This window comes from Sphingobacterium sp. JUb20 (assembly GCF_004342035.1).
GTDB classification, from domain to species: Bacteria; Bacteroidota; Bacteroidia; order Sphingobacteriales; family Sphingobacteriaceae; genus Sphingobacterium; species Sphingobacterium anhuiense.
This window is the reverse complement of the sequence record NZ_SLYV01000001.1, coordinates 339,167-358,051: the sequence shown is the minus strand read 5'-3', so window position 1 is coordinate 358,051 and position 18,885 is coordinate 339,167. Positions and strand designations below refer to the sequence as shown.

The window sequence follows — 18,885 nt, the reverse complement described above, 5'->3', positions numbered from 1 at the left end:
ATATATATCGAGATAAATGTAGCGATAAATCACAAATAGGAGTGTGGTGATATTTTTGATTCTTAAAGTTTAATTTTTACACAGTAACTCAAGAGTTAAATTATTACAATACTATTTTTATTAATCATTTTGATGTCACCTTACTTTTTTTTTGTAAAAAAAGTGGGTTTAAACGGATTAGAAAGCTCTGTAGTTGAGGAACTACAGGGAATTCTCTTTTTTTTATCAAATTTTGTTTCACTAAGAAAAACTAAACACATACACTATGTGGGACAAAAAAAGAGAATCCTTGTTGTCGAAGATAATGAGATTCTGTTAGGCAGTATGCAATTTGTTCTTTTGCGGGAAGGATATGACTAACTTGTTTACTTAAATTTAACCAAACTAATATATAAAAACAATCGCTAATTCATCTCTATAAGCAAATTTGGTAGGGCATACATTATCATGCTCTAGGTTGTAATTGCCACAATTATTTTTGTTTTGCCCACTTATCATTTAGGTGTTATTGTCAAGTATGTTTTGAATAAATGCATCCGCAGCTAGAGATTTTACAGTATTCTTGTTTAGAATTCCTTTATGGGTTTTTAATGTGTATTCTGCCGCTTTAAACCATTCCATCGGAATTCGATCTATTTCATTGTCGGGGATGAATGAATAAGAAGAATTTAGTGAACTAATTTTTACTACTGTTTTTTTTACTTCACTGGAGTAATTACTCAGTTTCGTGACATCAGTACTATCCTCAATTCTGTTTTTTAGATAATTATCGTTCAGCAATCGTACTTCTGTCAGTTTAATTATTTCAACAAAATGGGCTATAGATAGGTCGTCAAACCCATTCCACCAATAATCGTAATGATTTTTGTTGTTAGTATTAAAATAATCCTTTCGCTCAATCTCTGATAATAAATGTCCAGGTCTTATATAACTTTCATCAGGAATATCACCCCACACTGCAGACCATTTCACCGTCTTGGAATAATAATAAGTTCCGCAAAAAGCATCGTCACTGTACCGATCGATAGTTAGGCCTAAAGATAAATAAAACTCATTTTCCAATTTCTTTGAAAAGAAACCTTGCGCACCGGTTATTGACTCTTTAAAAAAACTATATCCTAATTTTTCTATAGAAATTTTAACTCTGGAAATTAATTTATCTTTTGTCAATTTCATACTTTTATTTAACAGTGAATTCGTTTTCTCTATAAAACTAGTCATTATTTGATTTCATAACAATGACCACTTCTTAGATATCGAAAATCCCTTAAAGCAGTATTGACCATGGCCACACCTGGAAAATTATCTTGCTTAAAATTTAACACTAAATAGGATTCCTCGGGTATGAATACTTAATAATCTGTCATAATTTATATTCCTGTGTTATTTCTTAAAGTGAGTGTGATCTGGTTTATAATAACAAATTGTGTGCAAAAGGTAATAATAATCTGAAATAACTACTTATAACCGTAAATCGTTATTATATCCTGATCAGTGTCGAATGGATAGTTTTTATCTTCGAGAAATGAGATTAATGATTTGTTACCTAACAACGTTATTTTTTCAATATCCAGAAATTTTATGAATCCGCTTTTATCATCTATGATGAGGCAGTCAGACTCCAATTCGCGAATAAGGGTTACTCCGATTTCTATTTTATGGTTTAATCTCTTTAATGAAAATTGTCTGCCTAATTGTTCCAATAATTCAAATAAATTAAACCATTTGATATTATTCAACAAACCAGATTTATTATTCATTATAGTTATTTAGTTAAGATTAGTATTTGACCTGAATAGTTTTATAATCTTGCGAAGATATAAATTTCATTCTACGCTTTTTAGTTCATACTTTTCAATCTGATTTCTTTAAAACTTCATCCACATATTCATTAAATCTATTGTATCCGTTATGTGATGGATTATTCAGATCTATCATTCCATCCAATCCAGAATCGTAGATTTGCCAGCCTTGTAATTTTGCTAGTTTTATCATTTCATAAATAGCATTTTCACCATATAGATGTAAAAGTTCATTTGAACTTAACTTATCATCTACAAAATAATCTATTTCAAAACCATCTCCAATGATAGTGCTGCAGTTATCTTTAACTTCAATTCTTTTGAAATATGATTGTATTGGAGTGAAAAAATCAGTATCTATTAACAAATCTTCCTGAATTTCTTCAAGATCTGTTATTTTCTGTTTCGAATTAAATAAAACGATGTCCCAACTCATAAAGGTGATATTATGCTTGTACTGAATAATTATTACAGTATAAATATAATAAATCATTGGTATTCAGAGGTTATAAATAAAAATAGATGAAAACTAATATTTATAGTATATAAAAGCTAATATATTTAGTTTTGTCGTTTATCTTTGGTTATTGAATAAGGATGGGCGCGCTAAAAGATAACCGGTTGCTCAACATTCTTTCGTGTTCATCCTGTTCAATATTAAATTCAAGCAGGGAGGGTTCTGTAGGTTCACTTTATAGTAAAGGGACTAAAGATTGAAATGTCAACCCGTTGTAAAAAGGCGAAAATTATAAATACTTATCGCGATGAATGTACCATTGACAATCGAGATTTTGAAGGACTTAAAGCATAAGGGATACAATATCCTGAAGTCCGACAATAGTGTGGATGATGTTAGACAGCATTTTGTCCCGACAAAAGTAAACGACAAATGAGCGTTTATGAGTGAATTTAAGGAAGAGTCTGCGACAGTAGTGATTGAGCAGATTTTAGACGTTCCAGAAGAAGTGTTAGAAGGAAAATTCTTAAGGGTTTTCTGATTGATCTATTAATTTTAAAAAACTATACAGATGAATTTAAAGCAAATACTCAAAGAATATATACTTCGCCACATTCTAAGGGCACTGTCTGGAAGAATCATTACCCGCCCATCAAAGAACTTAGCAAAATTGATTTTCGAATAAATAAAGACTACACTTTCTAAAAGTAGGATCGGAAAGCGATGGACTATGGCTATGCAAGACGGGATGATTTATTTGTACGACGGCTCATTATTGATCGACAATAACCAGATTTAAAATGCAATCAAGCCCGTTTTTCTAGGACGTAAAAACTACCACTTTCTGTGTTTAAATGTTTAGTTTTGATTTATTGTATTTCTGATTTCATAACCAGATCGATCTACTTTGGATAGGTAAATATTATTTTATATATTAGTTTTATAATCATTCTTTTGTGCTTATGCGCGCAACCGCTATTAATATAATTGCTATTGTAGGAAGAGCAATTCGGCATTGAGCATTGCTCGGTAAATCCAAATCTAGCGATCCGAAATACTGAGTACTCTTTTGCTTTTAACGACTTTATTTATTCAGCTAACAACACAAATTATGTCAATTAAAATTCCAGTAAAATGCGACGAGAATTGGGATAGTATGTCGCATACTTCCCAAGGGATGTTATGTTCAAGATGTAATATTGAGGTGATAGATTTTACTGATTGGAAAACAGAAGATATAGTTACCTATGTTCAAAGATCCAAGACAAAAGTTTGCGGGAAATTACTGAATACCCAATCGCATACCTCGTATAAATCCAATCTGAAGAATAAGTTGTATTTCTCTAAACTACACCTCGGATTAATCATGTCAGGACTATTGTTTACAAAATTTGTAAAGGCTGAATATCACATAGAAAATACTCTATATGAGTATTTCAATGAGCAAAAGGATTTAAAAGATAGTATTACCATCAAAGGTATTGTGATAGATGAGTCTCGTAAACCATTAAACGGGGTACATATCTACAACATATTAACGAAGGAATCTAGCACTACAGATGATAAGGGACGTTTTATTTTAAAATTCTCTAATGAACAAAATTTTAGATTTTTAAGATTATCATTTAGTTATGTTGGGTATGATATTAGAGAGGTTATTTATGACCTTTCGAAGAACGCTAAATTGAAGGTGGAGTTAACAGAAGCAAGCCATGAAATAGGAGAGGTGATTGTTACTGATCCCCGTGCGAGACCACATAAGAACATAGATTTGTTAAAACATCCAAAATAAGTAGATAAATGAGAGTGTAACTTAAACTGTGTCAGCGGAATAATTAGATCAAAATTTTCATATTCAATTATTTAAAGACATAGTGATGAAAGACAAAACACCCTTTGACTTTTCATTCGTGTTTTTTTTCGATGGTATTGAAGAGGGCTTCACCGTTTCAAACGCTTCTAAAATGAAGCAACACAGGACTGTTTTGAAGGCAAAAGTTTACCTCCAAACGAGGGTATTCTAGCCCCATCGACGAAGCATTTATTAGAATCTACGAAGGAAAGTGAGCTGGATATCTTTCCCAACGTTAGGCTTCATTAACCTTTAACCGAAGAAACAGTAAGGTGAAAAGGACAGTTATGCCTTAGTACCAAGAGCTTTTGCGCAATTACCTCAACAAGATAGACTTAGGATTCAATGAATAGTAAATTCAGAACAATATGGAAACAACGTTACGACAAATGGACAAACTCAAAAAGGCAAAAAATTGGATTGCAAAAAATAAATTGATACTATTTATTGTCACTCTGATAATAAGTTCCTGCCAATCGCAATATATTAATGGTAGAAAATATGTAGATGTTACCAAGGAAAACTGTGGTAAATTCACATTGAATTATTCTCAAGTATATTCTGATTTTCCTGATTCTATTTCAATATATGGCAACATTAAAATATGTGCAACCGGTGAAAAATCTTCAAATGCAGCTGTATTGTTTACCGGTGAACTCGGCAAGGAATTTAAAACTAAAGCGGACAGTAAAGGAAATTATAAGGTAAAGATCATTCCAGGTTTTTACAAAATTCATATAACAGGAAGTAGTTCATATCTACAAATTCCCGATATGTATTTAGGTGATCATGGCAATGTAATACAGATGGACTTTGATCTAATCCGGGTACCTGTTCTTGACGATTCTTCTAAAGATAAATCTTTAGAAAAAGAATTAAAGCATCTAAAAAAGAAAAGTAAATAATTTTGTCTAATTTTTTGCAAGTATAGGATTACATTTCTTACTTTTCCTGTTCTAAGATTATAAATCATATCATCGATGAAGTGATTTATAATCTTAGAGACTTTTTGTAGATTAAAGCAACTCGTGTCCTCTTCAGAAAATTCAAATATTGCCTTACATTATTCGTGCTTTTTATATATTGCAAATACATTAAAATCATATGGTATGAATTCGGGATACGCGCTTTCAGATCAGTTTTATTCAGATTTGGCATGGGGGGGGACTAACTAATACTCAGGCCTTTGGGTAATTGTCACAACAGGATAAAATGAGAGTAAATGGAATTATTAAAGCAGAACAATATGGAAACAATGTTAATACAAATGGACAAACACAAAAAGGTCGTGAATTGGATTGTAATAAATAGATTTTTGTTTTTTATTGCAAGCGGATTATTATTGATATCATGTCATACTAAAAAAATGGTTAATAGAAATGAGAATGATATAATTAAAAATAATTGTAGTGGTTTTACACTTAATCATACAACAAAGTATCAGCAAATTCCTGATTCTGTAATTTTATATGGAAAAATAAAGATCTGTGCAACAGGAATGAAGGTTGCTAATTCAACCATTTTAATTACTCACGATTCTGGAACAGAATTTAAAACGCAAACAGATAAAAATGGTAATTATAAAATAATAATTAGAGAAGGTTTTAACAAGATCAAAGTTGACGGAAGCTCTTCTTATATTGACATTCCATCTACTTATCTAGGAATGTTTGGAGGATGTATTGAAATGGATATGAATCTTATGAGTGTTGTATCTTTTGTTAATGAGATGAATGATACATCTTTAAAAAAAGAGGTAGAAAAACTCCGGAAATAAAGCTGTTTAAAATAATATCATGGATACACGTGAAAAAAACAGAATCCTTTAATAAAATAATAGATGGGCTTGACTATAAAAAAATGGAAAGTTGAAAATTCGGGATTGTAGTACTGCCTATAAATAGGAGGTATAAACAGGGAAAGAACACAGTTTTACGAATTATAGATCGCCTTTACTATTAATTATTAAGAGACAGGTAAACTAATTCTTTACTAATTTGGATAGAATATTGTTTGCTTTTTCTTTCGACCTTTTTGCTCATCTTCAGTTAAACGTCTAGAGAACTATACCTTTATCTGATAAATTCTAGTTTCCTCGTCCCATGGGTGGTATCCTTGCCCAATGTACTCAAATCCTAATTTCTCATAGTAGCCGATATGGTCAGTGGAGAGATTTAGATATGGAAAGCCAAATTTTTTTGTATCCATCTTAGCCTTTTCAATGAGTAGGTTTCCATAATTCTGGCCTCTGTACTTTTCATCAATAAATAACGCACACAGCCATGGATACAAATCCATTCGGCTAATGAAATCATTCGTAATCAAGCCTGCACAACCGATAATTTCATTATCTTTCTCTAGCAGATACCATTGCGGTAATGATTGCGGAGCATTTATACAGTTTAAGATACAATCTTCATAGATAATTGGTAATACTTCAGACCAACTGTTTTGGAAGTATTGGATTGCTTTTTCCTTATATTCTGGATTTTCTCTTATGGAAATTATTTTCATTTTATCTGTGTTCTTTTATTTAAATTCTCGTTATATCTTCTGTTTACAAAAAGCTGGTAGATAATGGTGATAATTAGAGTCAGCAAAAATATGATCCAGGAATAAAACCACACACCTAAAGATCCACCACCTTTAAAGTTATCTGGATCAAGATATAAATATAGATTCAAAGATAAACTTATTAATAGAATCGAGGTTAAACCTATTTTGTTTAATCTTTTACCTTTTATAATCCCGTAAACCATATAGGAAAATAGCAGGAAATAAGCGCTATATATTATTAAAAACTCATCGTCTAGAGGAAGCATCGTTTCAAGTTTATTTAATGTTTATTATAATCTTATTCGATTAAATTTCAATTTCCCAAACTTTTAAAGCTAATATCGCAATCTTTTTTACCAATTAAGAGAAGACAGATCCTTAATTACAGACATAAGCAATAATATTATTGCTGTACAAAAGAAAAGGTGTCCCATGAAGAACAATGTTCGTTTTTTTCTAGGCTCTTCTTTTGCTTTGTAACTTTTCCAATTATAATATAAACCTCTAGGAGCTAGAAATAGTGTAATGTAGATTGGCAATCCTACAAGGATATCAAAAAGGAATGAGTAATTTTCTTTTAGTGGTTTAAAAAAAATAATTGTAAAAATGGATACCAATAAACCAATGGCATAAAATCTAAATATTTTTATAGATTTTTTTAGATATTGAGTTTCATGTACTGTGGACATATATCATTATTGAGATTGAAAACATCATTCAGGTTTTTGGTTTATTAACTCCATTAAGATATTAAAATTAACTTGTGTTTAGCGAACAAATCTTTGAATAATTCGCGGTCGATAAGGGATAAAATCGGACTAAAAACGTTTAAATCTATCATGGCGGTGTGTTAAAATTTAGCGATTTAAATATAGCACCTTTGATATAGTAAAGCACCGCCACTTTTTTAATGTTTCGGACGGAACTGATTTATAGTTTTTTAACAAATCGAAAGTTAAATTTTTGATATGTTTGAATTAAGATTATAAACCAATGCTATGCAGTACTGAATTTTCTGAAAATATGTTATTTTTTTGCGATCATAGTAAAAAATTTTAAAAATACCCTTGCAAATAGACGCTTTGAAAGCGATTAATAGGGGGTTTTTAAGGTAAGGGCAACAAATTTCTAACGCCATCTTTATATATCTAACAAAGAGTTTAAAGTAATAAATTATATGAAAAGCGATGTTTAAAGCTAAATTTTCTCTCTTTATATGTATTATTCTATGTGTGCAAACGGTTTGTGCGCAGGATAATCAACGTTTTATAGATCGATTGATGATGTTCGCAAAACTTGCGGGCAATATTGAATATTTTTCTCCAACCGATCAAGTTGCATGGGCAAATCGGTACTCAGGTTGGGATCATATTTATATCAATGGAATCGAAATGGCAAATAAATTGCATGATGAAGATACGTTTACCGACTCATTGATTCGGATATTTAAGCCTTTAGAACCCTCATTATTCGTGACAGATGGAAAAAAGATATGGAGTCATGCCGAGCATTCGCAGAAGAGCGATTTGGTTATCAGCAAACAGCAGATAGGATTAGATCTTCTCTCAGGAACTCAGAGGGGATTTAAAAGCATCCGACTTAATCGAAGATCCGAAATGTCAGACATTGATCTATTTGAAGTGCCTATATTAAATGTAGAAGTTCCTTCCAATGGTAAAGATAGAAAGGTAACGATTGATATTCAATATCAGGTTACAGATCAGCAGATTAAGATGGCCTTGATGAAAAATTGGAAAACTTTGCATGTAAGGCCTCTTTCAAGTTCTGATTCCACTTTTGAGTTGCAGTTCACTATTCCTGCCGATCAAAGTCGTATTGCTATTCATGCTTTAATGGATTTGGATAAAAAAATTAGTGTTCAAATAGCATCTTTTATGATCGATGGCAAAAAGATCGCGTTGACTAGTTTTGATGATGGCCGGCAAACAGATTCATTAACTTTTATGCGCCAAATGAAAATCAGTGGAAATGATTCTCCATTATTTGAAGCACAAAATCAAATAGGAGATACCTTGCATTTCGCGCTATCAAAAAATGTCACAGCATCTTTTCCGTTAGCGGTATATGGTGATTATGAACATACCTATCCGAAGGCCACTATGGATACCTATCCTTATGTTAAAAGTAGTTTACAAAGTAGAAATGATTCTAAAGCCATTGATAATCGTTGGGCCCGCCTTGCTAATGTCATCCGGATCTGGAATGTGTTTCGTATAGCTTATGTCTACAACACATTCACAGACCAAGAACAAGACCAGTTGTTGAGAAATACCTTGAGCAAAATGTTAAATGTTTCCAGCAGTGAGGATTATTATGATACGATTTGGCAGATGTTGGCGCAGTATAAAGATTCACACATCTTCTTTTCAATGGATACAATTGAATCAGCATATAAATGGATAGCCCCCCTCACGGTAATGCCCTTGGAAGGAAATTTTTACATTAAAAAAATACATGATAAAGCATTAGCATCTAAGGTGTCCATTGGTGATGAAGTAATCGCTGTGGACAATAAACCCATAGAAGAGGTCACTGCCAAATTTAAAAATAGAACATCTGGCTCAGAAGCCAATCGTATGTTACGTACTTCATTTTTTGTTCTGAGTGGAAAAGAAGGGAGTGATGTAACGCTCAAGCTGAGAAATCACAAAAATAATAGCGTATATGAGATTGTCACAAAGCGAACATTTCAAGAACAAAATATATTTCAGGGAAGTACATTTGTTCAGAATCGAAATAATCGTTTAGTCGATTCAAATATTTATTATTTTGATTATACCCAAAGTGGTTATACCGATACGCTGCTCCGTTTTATTGACGACCCAAGTAAAACTGTTATTTTTGATTTAAGGGGGTATATTTCAATGCAGATGTTGGAAAGTTCTATGATCTCAAAATTATTACGTGACACAGTTGTAGCTAAAAGTATGTACGGTTTACAGATTTTATCACCCGATAAAAAAGAATTTGTTTCAGATAACGATACCTATATACCGGAAAATAGAGGACCTAAAGCACAATTTTTCTTTTTGGCAGACGCTTCTACACAAAGTGCACCAGAATCTTTCCTCGATATTATGAAGTATGGACACATTGGTAAAATTATTGGCACCCCGACTTCTGGGGCGAATGGCACTATTAATAATCTTGATTTAATAGGAAATACATCTGTAACTTTTTCCGGAGTCAAGGTCTTAAATTCAGACGGAATGCAACATCATTTGATTGGGGTAAAACCAGATTATTATATCGATTATACTCTTAACGATATTCTATCAGGAAGAGATCCTATGTTAGAAAAAGCGATCAGCTTAGCAAAAGAGCGAAATATCAAATCTATAAACTAGAACGAAGAGGATTGAAGTCGACAATCCCATGACTATGCAAACAGTTTTTAAGCCTCATTCGGTTCATCGGCAAGATCTTTTTCCATTGAATTTAAATGGATCTGATCCCACAGAATCATGTTGCCAGATTTCTCAATTTTTACTGTTGGAGTATCTTTTACAGATGATTCGTCATAATAAGTTCCATCACAATAGACACCATGTTCAGTATTTCCGGAGAACTAAGTTTTTATACTTTTTGATTTCATCATATGCGTCGTTTTTTGAGATTTAGTTGTTATGTTCGTCACTGTTGTTTCACGGAAGATCTACAGCTATGCAATTATAAGTTTTTTGATACTCTGTTTTCCCACTTAAACTTTTTGTAAAGCTTCCTCGAAAATGTAATCAAGCCTAGAATCATCTATACCATTTGACAAAGCATATAGAACTTTATCATCATCAATTTCCAAAAGGTCAGCTATGTGATTTACATAGTTTAATAATTGTTGTACTTTTTCATCCTCGTCCATAATGATCGTTTTTTGAGATTTGATTTCTTATGTAATACTGTGCTTTATTGTAAGTACCCCATTTTTCCTACAACTAGAATTGGACTTTTGTAATTTTTGATCTCCTCCCAATTCATCTCGTTTCTGGAGGTATTGCGTTGTTATCTTTTGACGCTCTGATGGCAGTAGCAATTTCCTTAAGTACTTCGTTTTGCTCACGAACAGCGGCTGTATGATCATTTTTTGCGTACAAATATTTGTCCAGTATTGCCAGCAATATTCTGTAGACTTTGTATAGCATCACTGCTATGAAGCCGCCCCAGAAAAGATATATCATCATTATTCCGATTGAAAACATAAATAATTTGTAGTTTTTAGTTTATATTGTGTTTGTTAGATGTTTTTTCTTGTTTTTTATTCTCCGAAGTTAGTTAAATGCCATTTTGCCAACTCCCAAGGTTCGTCTGGATCTATTCGATAGCCAAACTGTTAAAGGGAGGAGTTGTCTGCTTTAATTTCTTGCAACAAGGTATTATTACTTTTTTCTATTCACAAAAACCTGATATAAAATTTATGCATCAAATTCAGCATAATGGATTATTGCCTCAACTTTTTTATCATCAGATTTATAGTCTTCGTTTGCTAGCAAATCTTCATAATAATATTGGGCAATGTCCATTTCTAAAAAGTATTCATAATCTGGATATTTTGTAGTGGCTATCTGAGTTATCTTTATTGCCCAATCCTCTTTCTCAACCTCCAATAAAACAGCATCAGAAACAGGTCGAAATTGTCCGTCGATTCTTTTCGCAAATATCACAGAAATGATTTCGTCATTTGGTTGGTAGTTTCTGCAGTTGAGTATAATTTGTTTTAATTCCATTCTTTTTAATCTGCCTATTGTTTAATATAGAGCGCTTGCGATACCTAGATACGGCTATACGTATTAAAATTAGTATGGATATCCAATTTTAAGCTCTTTCTATTTATAATGTTTTTACCCCTTATTTTGCTTACTTATCTCTGCTTAAGTTTCTACGTTAAAAACAACCATTTCTGTGATCACATTTTTCACAATCTTAACAATCTCTCAATGCTCATTACCTTTATAGATCCACATAGGCACGGTGTGGCCTGCGCGCGAGAATCCCATTTTTTTGTAGAATTCTGTCGCATCACCATCAGCAGTTAGCATTTGCATATGAAATGAACTGTATTTCTCCTGCATCTTATCCATAATCATTTTACCGATCCCTTTACCTTGATAATCTGGATGAACGAGTAGGTGAGGGTAGTATACAACAAGGTGGCCATCAGAAATAGCATTTCCTAAACCGATCAATCGTTCATTGTCCCATGCAGTGATCAATGAGTGTGAATTACTTAAAGCATTACAAAGCTCCACAGGCTTATCAGCCGCACTCCATTCATTAGCACGGTACAAGTCAATTATTTCTTCAGATTTAATGTTTCTGCGTTCAGCAAGGGTGATAATCATAGAATCAAAATTGTTATATTTCAATCGTTGTGTCCGTAATATTTAGCTGTTTTTTAATCACTTTGTAGATTAGGTCAGGGTTTAATTCACAAAGGGTAGCCATTTTAAATATGTGTTTAAAGGTGAATTTCTCGGGATTTTTTAATTTCTCTAAGTATGAATTGTATTGTAATCCTAATTCTTTGGCCATCTTTGTTGGGCCTTGTTGTTCAAGAATTACCATTGATTTTGCAATACCTGATTCAAAAAGAGATTTTATAGCTATAAAATCAGAGTCTAATCCTTCAAAATTTTTTCTTTTACTCATTTTATTAAGTTTTAATTGAGCAAATGTTTGTAATTGTTGTTATAAACTATGTTAATATTTATTAATCGTAAATAAATAATTAGTTTTTGTGAGTTTTATTTTGTTACTTTGATATCATGTAGTAATGAAATTGAGCATTAGACAATAAGAGTCTCGACTGTGAATTCCGACTTTCAAGTGGACGAGGCGATAGGTTTAATGCCCATATCGATATTTTGTATATCTTTGATATACCTATAGCGTATGGGCCCTATCGTTTATCCGTTCCAAAGCCGTCGGAAGCTAACAGTACGGTGATAGGCCCAGCTATAGTCCTTTAATTACCCCGAGACTCGTTAATTATACAACGAGTTATGAATAAAAAACAAACGACCAAAAACATTATCAAGCCGGCAGATTAGATCTGGTGCGCCAAGTCACTATGTTGACTATCCATTCAAAATGCAATAATGTAGACCATTATATAACCAATTGACGACGATTTAAAATTGCATTTTTTCATTTTATTTTTTAACTATTGAAGTTGGACAGGGAGGCTATTGCTTAGATTTTAACTCCTTATCGACCCTCAATTTAAACTTAGAATCATGCAAAAAACTTGCAATGGGGAGAGCTATGCGCTATCCCGAAGGAAAAGTATTGTCCTAAATCCAGCGTTATTTTTTGGTCTTCCATCAAAAACAAACCAAAATATAAACACATTGAAAAGTTCTATACTAAATAGTGAAAACGTTAAACATGATTACGCTCTGCAAGAGCATGATCGAGCTACGATTTCATATATAAAAACACATTGGAAGCTTGCGCTATACATCCTGCTTGCTCCAATGCTACATGCCTTTAATCTGCTCTTATGCTTATTAAAGGCCATTAAAGTAATTGCGATACCCTGTATCATGATCATCGCAGTATTTCATAGTTTATGTTTATCAGCTCAGACACCCCGCAAGGACAGTGGGGTGAATGGGCAGGTAAAATCTGAGCTATCTGGTGTTGTATCCTCCTCCGATGGTACACCACTGCAAGGAGTGTCTGTGCGAATCGAGGCCGAAAACTTACAGGTAAAAACCTCCAAAGATGGAAGGTTTCAATTGACGGTCAGTAATAAAAGTGGAAAGATCAGATTCTCTTCCATCGGTTTTAAAAGCCAAGAACTCAGTTATACCGCAGGAGTATCAATGACTGTGAAATTGATACCTGAAGATAACCAGCTTGATGAAGCTATGGTTATCGCTTATGGTACCACGACCAGAAGATATGCAACAGGATCTGTCACCAAGGTCAGTGCTAAAGAAATTGAAAAACAGCCAATTTCTAATCCAATGCTAGCCTTACAGGGATTGGTTCCGGGATTGGAAGTATCACCTAATAGTGGCATTAATGGAGGATCTGTTAGCCTAAAAATAAGAGGTACAGCTTCTTTAGCACAAGGCACCGAACCGTTAGTCCTATTAAACGGTAATCCAATTGCAGTCAATGGGCAGGGTATCTCCCAATTGACAAATGCAACAGGACCGAGTGGCTTAAGTCTTTTCAATGGTATTAATCCGACCGATATCGAAAGTATAGAAGTTTTGAAAGATGCCGATGCGACAGCAATATATGGTAGCAGAGGAGCGAATGGCGTTATTTTAATCACCACTAAAAAAGGCACTTCTGATCACTTGCGTATTAATTTCAATGCTACTAATGGGCTTTCTGCTCCTTCTAATACGATGAAAATGATGACGACAGCGGAGTATCTTAGTATGCGCAGAGAGGCATTTTCAAATAGTAAGGTTACGATGAATGAAACCAATGCTCCTGATTTATTAGTGATGGATACGACTCAATATACTGATTTCACCAAATATCTTGCAGGCTCAACCAAATATTCGCAAGATTGGACTCTAGGATTAGCAGGTGGAAGTGATCGTACTAGTTTTAGAGTTAATCTGGGTGTTCAGAAAGAAAATTTTCAAGTATCTGATGATCGATTTTCCAAACGATATACTTTTTCTAGCAATCTGAATCATAGTTCGAAGGATCGGAAATTTAATATGGATCTTTCAATCAATTTATCAAATAATGAATCTCAGCTTCCAACTTTTGACCCATCAGTCTATCTGACGCTACCCCCGCATCTGATGCTTCGTAATGCGGACGGTACTTTAAATTGGCGTGTCGGCTCATCTAGTTTCAGCAGTCTGGGGTTGAGTAATCCATTGGGAATGTTGGAGAAAAGTTATACCGGTAGATTTAATAATTTATTTGCCAATCTTTCGATCTCTTATGAAATTCTAGACGATCTGAAATTGAAACTTTCTTCAGGCTATACCTGGGGGAATAATAATGAATATTCTTTCAGCCCTAGCACAAGTTTGGATCCATCGACAGCAAATTTACCATTTGCACAATCGGCTATTGGAAATAATAATAGCTGGATACTAGAGCCTTATTTAACGTATAATAAACTTGTCGACAAACACTCATTTAATGGGGTAATAGGCGGTTCAGCTCAGTATAGTACGGGGCATAACACGGTATTAATGGGCTACAATTTTGTGAGCGATCTCTTTATTAAAGACATCGTCAATGCTGGTTTACTGATTCCTAGTAATTCCAATTTTGAATATAAGTATGCCGCAGTCTTTGGCCGTGTCAATTATCAATATGATAAAAAATACTTATTGAATGTTTCCCTACGTGAGGATGGTTCTAGTCGATTTGGACCGGGGAAAAAATATGCTCTTTTTTATTCTCTTGGTCTAGGTTGGATATTTTCGGACGAAAAAATAATAAAATCTGTCATGCCATGGCTTACATATGGAAAGTTAAGGGGAAGTATTGGACAAACGGGAAATGATGGGATCGGAAATTATATGTACATGGAGACCTGGACAGGAGTTGGGTCTGCATATAATGGTGTGACGGCTGTGCAGCCAACAAAACTATTTAATCCAAACTATTCATGGGAGCGAAACCGAAAACGTGAACTTGCTCTGGAATTGGGAGTATGGAACGACCGTCTGTTATTAGGAGCATCTTACTTTCATAACATAAGCGATAATCAATTGATCCCTTATAAGCTTCCTTATCAAACTGGTTTTACCAGTATCATTCAAAATTGGCCTGCTAAGATTAAGAATGAAGGATACGAATTTACAATAGATAGCAAAGTGCTCAATAGAGATAACTTTAGTTGGAATATTAAGTTCAATCTATCGGTTACAAAAAATAAATTGATTGATTTTCCGAACTTAGAAACTTCCTCCTATGCGAGCCGCTATGTGGCAGGTGAGTCTCTTTCTGTTAAAAGGAAGTATAAGTATTTGGGTATTGATCCTGATCAAGGGATTTATATGTTTGAAGATAAGAATGGAGATGGGGTGTTTAATACGCTGGATCAAAACCAATTGGTCAATCTAGACCCAAAGTTCTATGGAGGTTTAATGAATACAATTAGTTACGGCCAATTGACAGTGGGTATATTGTTTGATTTTAGAAAACAAAAAGGAAACTCGTATATCACTTCATTGCCTAATGCTCCTGGATATGGCTTAATTAATCACCCGCAAACAATGTTGACAAGATGGCAGAATAATGATGCCGAGTATCAGCGCTATGTTGCTGCCGCCACAGACCCTGCTTATCAAGCCGCACAACGTTTTGCTTCTTCGGATGGGGCTATTGTTGATGCTTCCTTTATCAAACTGAGAAACTGTTACATTAATTACCATTTACCGATTAGAAAAAAAACCTGGGTTCAGGCTGTTGATTTCTTTCTGACAGCTCAAAATCTATTGACCTTCACCCGGTACGAGGTTGCAGACCCTGAAATTCAAAATCCATTTATCACCTCTCCAATGCAGACGACTTCACTGGGGATCAAATTTGTTTTTTAATTATGAAAAATGTGATGTTAAAATACACGATTATGATTGCTGTTTTTTGTCAAATTATATTAACGTCTTGCGAAAAATGGGTAGAAGTAGAATCTCCGGGTAACCTGATCGCTTCGGCAGATGTTTTCTCATCTCAAAAGGGATATGAGGCTGCTATGGCAGGACTCTATATGCAGATGCGGAGCCATCAGAGTATTTCAGGAGGTGGGCTTTCAAGTTATGTGTCTTTAGGATCGGATGATTTGATGACTACTTCTACAACGGTAGCTAATGAAAGTTTCTACCAAAATACGGTATTGAGTTCCAACTCAATCGTGAGTAATTTTTGGATGAATGCCTATAAAGCGATCTATCGCGCAAATTTAATCTTGGAAAAACTGGAGGAAGACAAAGTGCTGACGGTGACGGTGCGAGATAATTTTAAAGGGCAAGCGCTTTTCGTGCGATCATTTTACTATTTCTACTTGATGCAGCTTTTTGGAGATATACCCTTGAGCACAGAGACAGACTATACTAAAAATAGTAAAATAGGACGTACGCCTAGTAATCAGATTCTCCAACAAGTTACAGCGGATCTGAAATTGGCGACAGCACTGATTGGAAATCAATTGTCAAAGGAACGTGATGTTCCGGAGTTGAATGCTGCATATATGCTACTGGCTCGGGTGTATCTTTACCAAAAGGACTATGATCAGGTGATTGCTACTTGTGAAATGATCTTGAAGGATCCAAATTTTAAACTTGAATCTAATGTGAATAATACATTTTTAAAAACAAGTAAAGAGACTATATGGCAATTGAGTAGTACGACTGCCACAGTATCTGAAGGAACCTTATTCATTCCCAGTTCGGCTACTTTAAAACCCGTTTTTATGATTTCAACGAGTCTATTGGATCAATTTGAATAGACAGACTTACGCTTGAAGAATTGGATTTCGACACAAGTGATCGCAGGAATCGCGTATCCATATCCGGCTAAGTATAAGAATTATAATTCCTTACCGACAAATGAATATGCAGTAGTTTTTCGATTATCAGAAGTTTATCTGATGAAAGCAGAAGCGCTGATTGCGTTGAATGTCTGTCAGCAGGCTCAAGATAACATCAATCAAATTCGCAAGCGCGCAGGGTTGATGGATATACAAAGTCTTGATCCGATTGTCCTGCGGGAAGCATTAATAAAAGAATGGCGCTCAGAGTATTTTGCCGAATGGGGACACCGTTGGTTTGATCTGAAAAGATGGGGATTGATCGATCAGGTATTGACAGATTCAAAACCAAATTGGAAAGCTACAGCGCAATGGTTGCCGATACCGCTTTCAGAAATTCAAACAAATATATTTTTAATACAAAACCCAGGATATGATGACTAATATATATCGCGTAATAATGATTCTAGCAGCTGTGCTATTAGTGCAGACTACCACAGCGCAAACTTTAAAGATAGGTAGCCCGTTGGGGGTGGATCTGAATGCCATGATTGTCAATTCGGACCTTCATAAGAGTAAAGGTGATGCAAAATATAAATTAACGATACTAGATTTTTGGTCACATTTTTGTTCAAGCTGTTTAAAGTCTATGCCAAAGATAAATCAATTACAGGAACAATTTGGAAATAGCATTCAGATCATTTTTGTAAATAAGGAAACGGATATTCAAAATAAAAAAATGTTCACGGCAAAGCCGTGGCTTACGCAACCAAAAACAAAAATGATTGCAGGAGATTCACTACTGCATCAGCTTTTTGATGTAAAAGGGATGCCCCATATTGTATGGTTAGATAGCAATTTAACGGTTCAGCATATCACCGAGGGGCAAGATCTCAATGAAAGCAATATCTTGAAGTTTATTGAATCTGACTCATTAGAAATGAACGTAAAGGTGAAAACTGCTTATATTCCAAGCTTATTTGATGAGCGTTATAGAAAAGACTTAATTGCCTATAGCTATTTAGCAAAAGCACAATATGAAAAAAGGATCGGTAGTAATAAAGAGAAAGTTCATTTAGCGACAGATGTTTCATGGTCTAATATTTCCGTTGAGGTATTGTTTAAAGATGCTTACGAGCATATCTATAAACGTAATTTTAATAGACCTTGGGAGTTCTCGATTATAGGTGAAAACATAGGCCGATATTTCCAGAAGTCCAATAAAGGGGGGCAGTATAGGTATGATTATGACCTGCGTGTCCCAAAGGAAAAAGGAAATAAAAAGTTTCAATTGATGATTGAAGATTTAGAACGGTATTTTCCTATAAAATCAATTGTAGATACTGTAATCATGCCATCGTATGTACTATTACGGTCCTCGGATAAAGATTTATTAAAAACTAAGGGTGGCTCCGAGGAATTTAGTTTCAGGGGCCTGCCTAGATTTCCGAGCATAAGAGAGGTTGAATTCGGAGAACATCGAATACTAAAAAATAAGCCTTATCAATTTTTTAGTAATGCCATCAAAGGTCTGGTTGAAATTGGTATGGAGACTCCATTTGTTGATTTAGTGCAGTATCAAGGAAATGTCGATGTTGTTTTTGATGCTTTAACATTTGATTTTTTCACGTTTGAGGGGTTACAGGAAGAACTGAATAAATATGGTTTGAAATTGGAAATAAGAAATATGCCTATTGAAAGGCTTGTGCTGAAGGAAGTGAAGTAATCACTATAGGAAACA

The 18,885-nt window shown here is 34.1% G+C and carries 17 protein-coding genes; 8 read left to right on the top strand and 9 right to left on the bottom strand.

Annotated elements, in window-relative coordinates; genetic code table 11:
* Positions 1–498: 498 nt before the first annotated feature.
* From EDF66_RS01565 to EDF66_RS01555, 3 genes are all read right to left on the bottom strand, one after another.
* Positions 499–1,176: a hypothetical protein gene (locus EDF66_RS01565; protein ID WP_132840056.1), complete on the bottom strand. Its 678-nt coding sequence runs from the start codon at positions 1,174–1,176 to the stop codon at positions 499–501.
* A gap of 281 nt (positions 1,177–1,457) precedes the next feature.
* Positions 1,458–1,760: a hypothetical protein gene (locus tag EDF66_RS01560; RefSeq protein ID WP_132840054.1), complete on the bottom strand. Its 303-nt coding sequence runs from the start codon at positions 1,758–1,760 to the stop codon at positions 1,458–1,460.
* A gap of 94 nt (positions 1,761–1,854) precedes the next feature.
* Entirely contained in the window at positions 1,855–2,238 is a 384-nt protein-coding gene (locus EDF66_RS01555) for a hypothetical protein (RefSeq protein WP_132840052.1), read from the bottom strand.
* Positions 2,239–3,370: 1,132 nt separating this feature from the next.
* Here EDF66_RS01555 and EDF66_RS01550 point away from each other — a divergent pair.
* The 3 genes from EDF66_RS01550 (at position 3,371) to EDF66_RS01540 (ending at position 5,888) form a co-directional block, all read left to right on the top strand.
* The gene (locus EDF66_RS01550; RefSeq protein ID WP_132840050.1) at positions 3,371–4,051 is read left to right on the top strand and encodes a carboxypeptidase-like regulatory domain-containing protein; all 681 of its coding nucleotides are present in this window, start codon (positions 3,371–3,373) and stop codon (positions 4,049–4,051) included.
* Between the two features lie 428 nt (positions 4,052–4,479).
* Positions 4,480–5,016, top strand: a complete 537-nt coding sequence (locus EDF66_RS01545) for a hypothetical protein (RefSeq protein WP_132840048.1) — start codon at positions 4,480–4,482, stop codon at positions 5,014–5,016.
* Positions 5,017–5,333: 317 nt separating this feature from the next.
* Positions 5,334–5,888: a hypothetical protein gene (locus tag EDF66_RS01540; protein ID WP_132840046.1), complete on the top strand. Its 555-nt coding sequence runs from the start codon at positions 5,334–5,336 to the stop codon at positions 5,886–5,888.
* Positions 5,889–6,175: 287 nt separating this feature from the next.
* On the opposite strand, the gene EDF66_RS01535 is transcribed toward EDF66_RS01540, so the two are convergent.
* On the bottom strand, positions 6,176–6,625 hold the full coding sequence (locus EDF66_RS01535; RefSeq protein WP_132840044.1) for a GNAT family N-acetyltransferase: 450 nt from the start codon (positions 6,623–6,625) through the stop codon (positions 6,176–6,178).
* A 1,229-nt stretch (positions 6,626–7,854) separates the two neighbouring features.
* Here EDF66_RS01535 and EDF66_RS01530 point away from each other — a divergent pair.
* Positions 7,855–10,035, top strand: coding sequence for a S41 family peptidase (locus tag EDF66_RS01530; RefSeq protein ID WP_132840042.1), 2,181 nt, complete (start codon positions 7,855–7,857; stop codon positions 10,033–10,035).
* Between the two features lie 353 nt (positions 10,036–10,388).
* On the opposite strand, the gene EDF66_RS25965 is transcribed toward EDF66_RS01530, so the two are convergent.
* The 5 genes from EDF66_RS25965 to EDF66_RS01510 all read right to left on the bottom strand — a co-directional run bounded on the left by EDF66_RS25965 (position 10,389) and on the right by EDF66_RS01510 (position 12,331).
* Positions 10,389–10,547 (bottom strand): hypothetical protein, encoded by a 159-nt coding sequence (locus EDF66_RS25965; protein WP_165902327.1) that lies wholly within the window; start codon positions 10,545–10,547, stop codon positions 10,389–10,391.
* Between the two features lie 112 nt (positions 10,548–10,659).
* Positions 10,660–10,866: a hypothetical protein gene (locus tag EDF66_RS01525; RefSeq protein ID WP_132840040.1), complete on the bottom strand. Its 207-nt coding sequence runs from the start codon at positions 10,864–10,866 to the stop codon at positions 10,660–10,662.
* Between the two features lie 231 nt (positions 10,867–11,097).
* Complete coding sequence (locus tag EDF66_RS01520) at positions 11,098–11,409, bottom strand: hypothetical protein (protein ID WP_132840039.1); 312 nt, start codon at positions 11,407–11,409, stop codon at positions 11,098–11,100.
* 207 nt (positions 11,410–11,616) lie between these two features.
* On the bottom strand, positions 11,617–12,024 hold the full coding sequence (locus tag EDF66_RS01515; RefSeq protein ID WP_132840037.1) for a GNAT family N-acetyltransferase: 408 nt from the start codon (positions 12,022–12,024) through the stop codon (positions 11,617–11,619).
* A gap of 13 nt (positions 12,025–12,037) precedes the next feature.
* Positions 12,038–12,331, bottom strand: coding sequence for a hypothetical protein (locus EDF66_RS01510; protein WP_132840035.1), 294 nt, complete (start codon positions 12,329–12,331; stop codon positions 12,038–12,040).
* Positions 12,332–12,918: 587 nt separating this feature from the next.
* Here EDF66_RS01510 and EDF66_RS01505 point away from each other — a divergent pair.
* From EDF66_RS01505 to EDF66_RS01490, 4 genes are read left to right on the top strand one after another with little or no spacing between them, the layout of a single operon-like run.
* On the top strand, positions 12,919–16,215 hold the full coding sequence (locus EDF66_RS01505) for a SusC/RagA family TonB-linked outer membrane protein (protein ID WP_132840033.1): 3,297 nt from the start codon (positions 12,919–12,921) through the stop codon (positions 16,213–16,215).
* Between the two features lie 2 nt (positions 16,216–16,217).
* Positions 16,218–17,123 carry a RagB/SusD family nutrient uptake outer membrane protein gene (locus tag EDF66_RS01500; RefSeq protein WP_132840031.1) on the top strand — a complete coding sequence of 302 codons (906 nt, stop codon included), beginning with the start codon at positions 16,218–16,220 and terminating at the stop codon, positions 17,121–17,123.
* A gap of 12 nt (positions 17,124–17,135) precedes the next feature.
* Positions 17,136–17,588, top strand: a complete 453-nt coding sequence (locus tag EDF66_RS01495; RefSeq protein WP_132840029.1) for a RagB/SusD family nutrient uptake outer membrane protein — start codon at positions 17,136–17,138, stop codon at positions 17,586–17,588.
* Entirely contained in the window at positions 17,578–18,870 is a 1,293-nt protein-coding gene (locus EDF66_RS01490; protein ID WP_132840028.1) for a TlpA family protein disulfide reductase, read from the top strand. Before EDF66_RS01495 ends, EDF66_RS01490 begins: the two co-directional genes overlap by 11 nt.
* The last annotated feature ends 15 nt before the right edge of the window (positions 18,871–18,885 follow it).

Excerpts from the sequence above, each read along its gene's own strand:
- EDF66_RS01530 (WP_132840042.1), top strand. The coding sequence starts at position 7,855 with ATGTTTAAAGCTAAATTTTCTCTCTTTATATGTATTATTCTATGTGTG.
- EDF66_RS01510 (WP_132840035.1), bottom strand. The coding sequence starts at position 12,331 with ATGAGTAAAAGAAAAAATTTTGAAGGATTAGACTCTGATTTTATAGCT.
- EDF66_RS01560 (WP_132840054.1), bottom strand. The coding sequence starts at position 1,760 with ATGAATAATAAATCTGGTTTGTTGAATAATATCAAATGGTTTAATTTA.
- EDF66_RS01550 (WP_132840050.1), top strand. The coding sequence starts at position 3,371 with ATGTCAATTAAAATTCCAGTAAAATGCGACGAGAATTGGGATAGTATG.
- EDF66_RS01545 (WP_132840048.1), top strand. The coding sequence starts at position 4,480 with ATGGAAACAACGTTACGACAAATGGACAAACTCAAAAAGGCAAAAAAT.
- EDF66_RS01555 (WP_132840052.1), bottom strand. The coding sequence starts at position 2,238 with ATGAGTTGGGACATCGTTTTATTTAATTCGAAACAGAAAATAACAGAT.
- EDF66_RS01540 (WP_132840046.1), top strand. The coding sequence starts at position 5,334 with ATGGAATTATTAAAGCAGAACAATATGGAAACAATGTTAATACAAATG.
- EDF66_RS01500 (WP_132840031.1), top strand. The coding sequence starts at position 16,218 with ATGAAAAATGTGATGTTAAAATACACGATTATGATTGCTGTTTTTTGT.
- EDF66_RS25965 (WP_165902327.1), bottom strand. The coding sequence starts at position 10,547 with ATGGACGAGGATGAAAAAGTACAACAATTATTAAACTATGTAAATCAC.
- EDF66_RS01515 (WP_132840037.1), bottom strand. The coding sequence starts at position 12,024 with ATGATTATCACCCTTGCTGAACGCAGAAACATTAAATCTGAAGAAATA.
- EDF66_RS01505 (WP_132840033.1), top strand. The coding sequence starts at position 12,919 with ATGCAAAAAACTTGCAATGGGGAGAGCTATGCGCTATCCCGAAGGAAA.
- EDF66_RS01525 (WP_132840040.1), bottom strand. The coding sequence starts at position 10,866 with ATGATGATATATCTTTTCTGGGGCGGCTTCATAGCAGTGATGCTATAC.
- EDF66_RS01520 (WP_132840039.1), bottom strand. The coding sequence starts at position 11,409 with ATGGAATTAAAACAAATTATACTCAACTGCAGAAACTACCAACCAAAT.
- EDF66_RS01565 (WP_132840056.1), bottom strand. The coding sequence starts at position 1,176 with ATGAAATTGACAAAAGATAAATTAATTTCCAGAGTTAAAATTTCTATA.
- EDF66_RS01535 (WP_132840044.1), bottom strand. The coding sequence starts at position 6,625 with ATGAAAATAATTTCCATAAGAGAAAATCCAGAATATAAGGAAAAAGCA.
- EDF66_RS01490 (WP_132840028.1), top strand. The coding sequence starts at position 17,578 with ATGATGACTAATATATATCGCGTAATAATGATTCTAGCAGCTGTGCTA.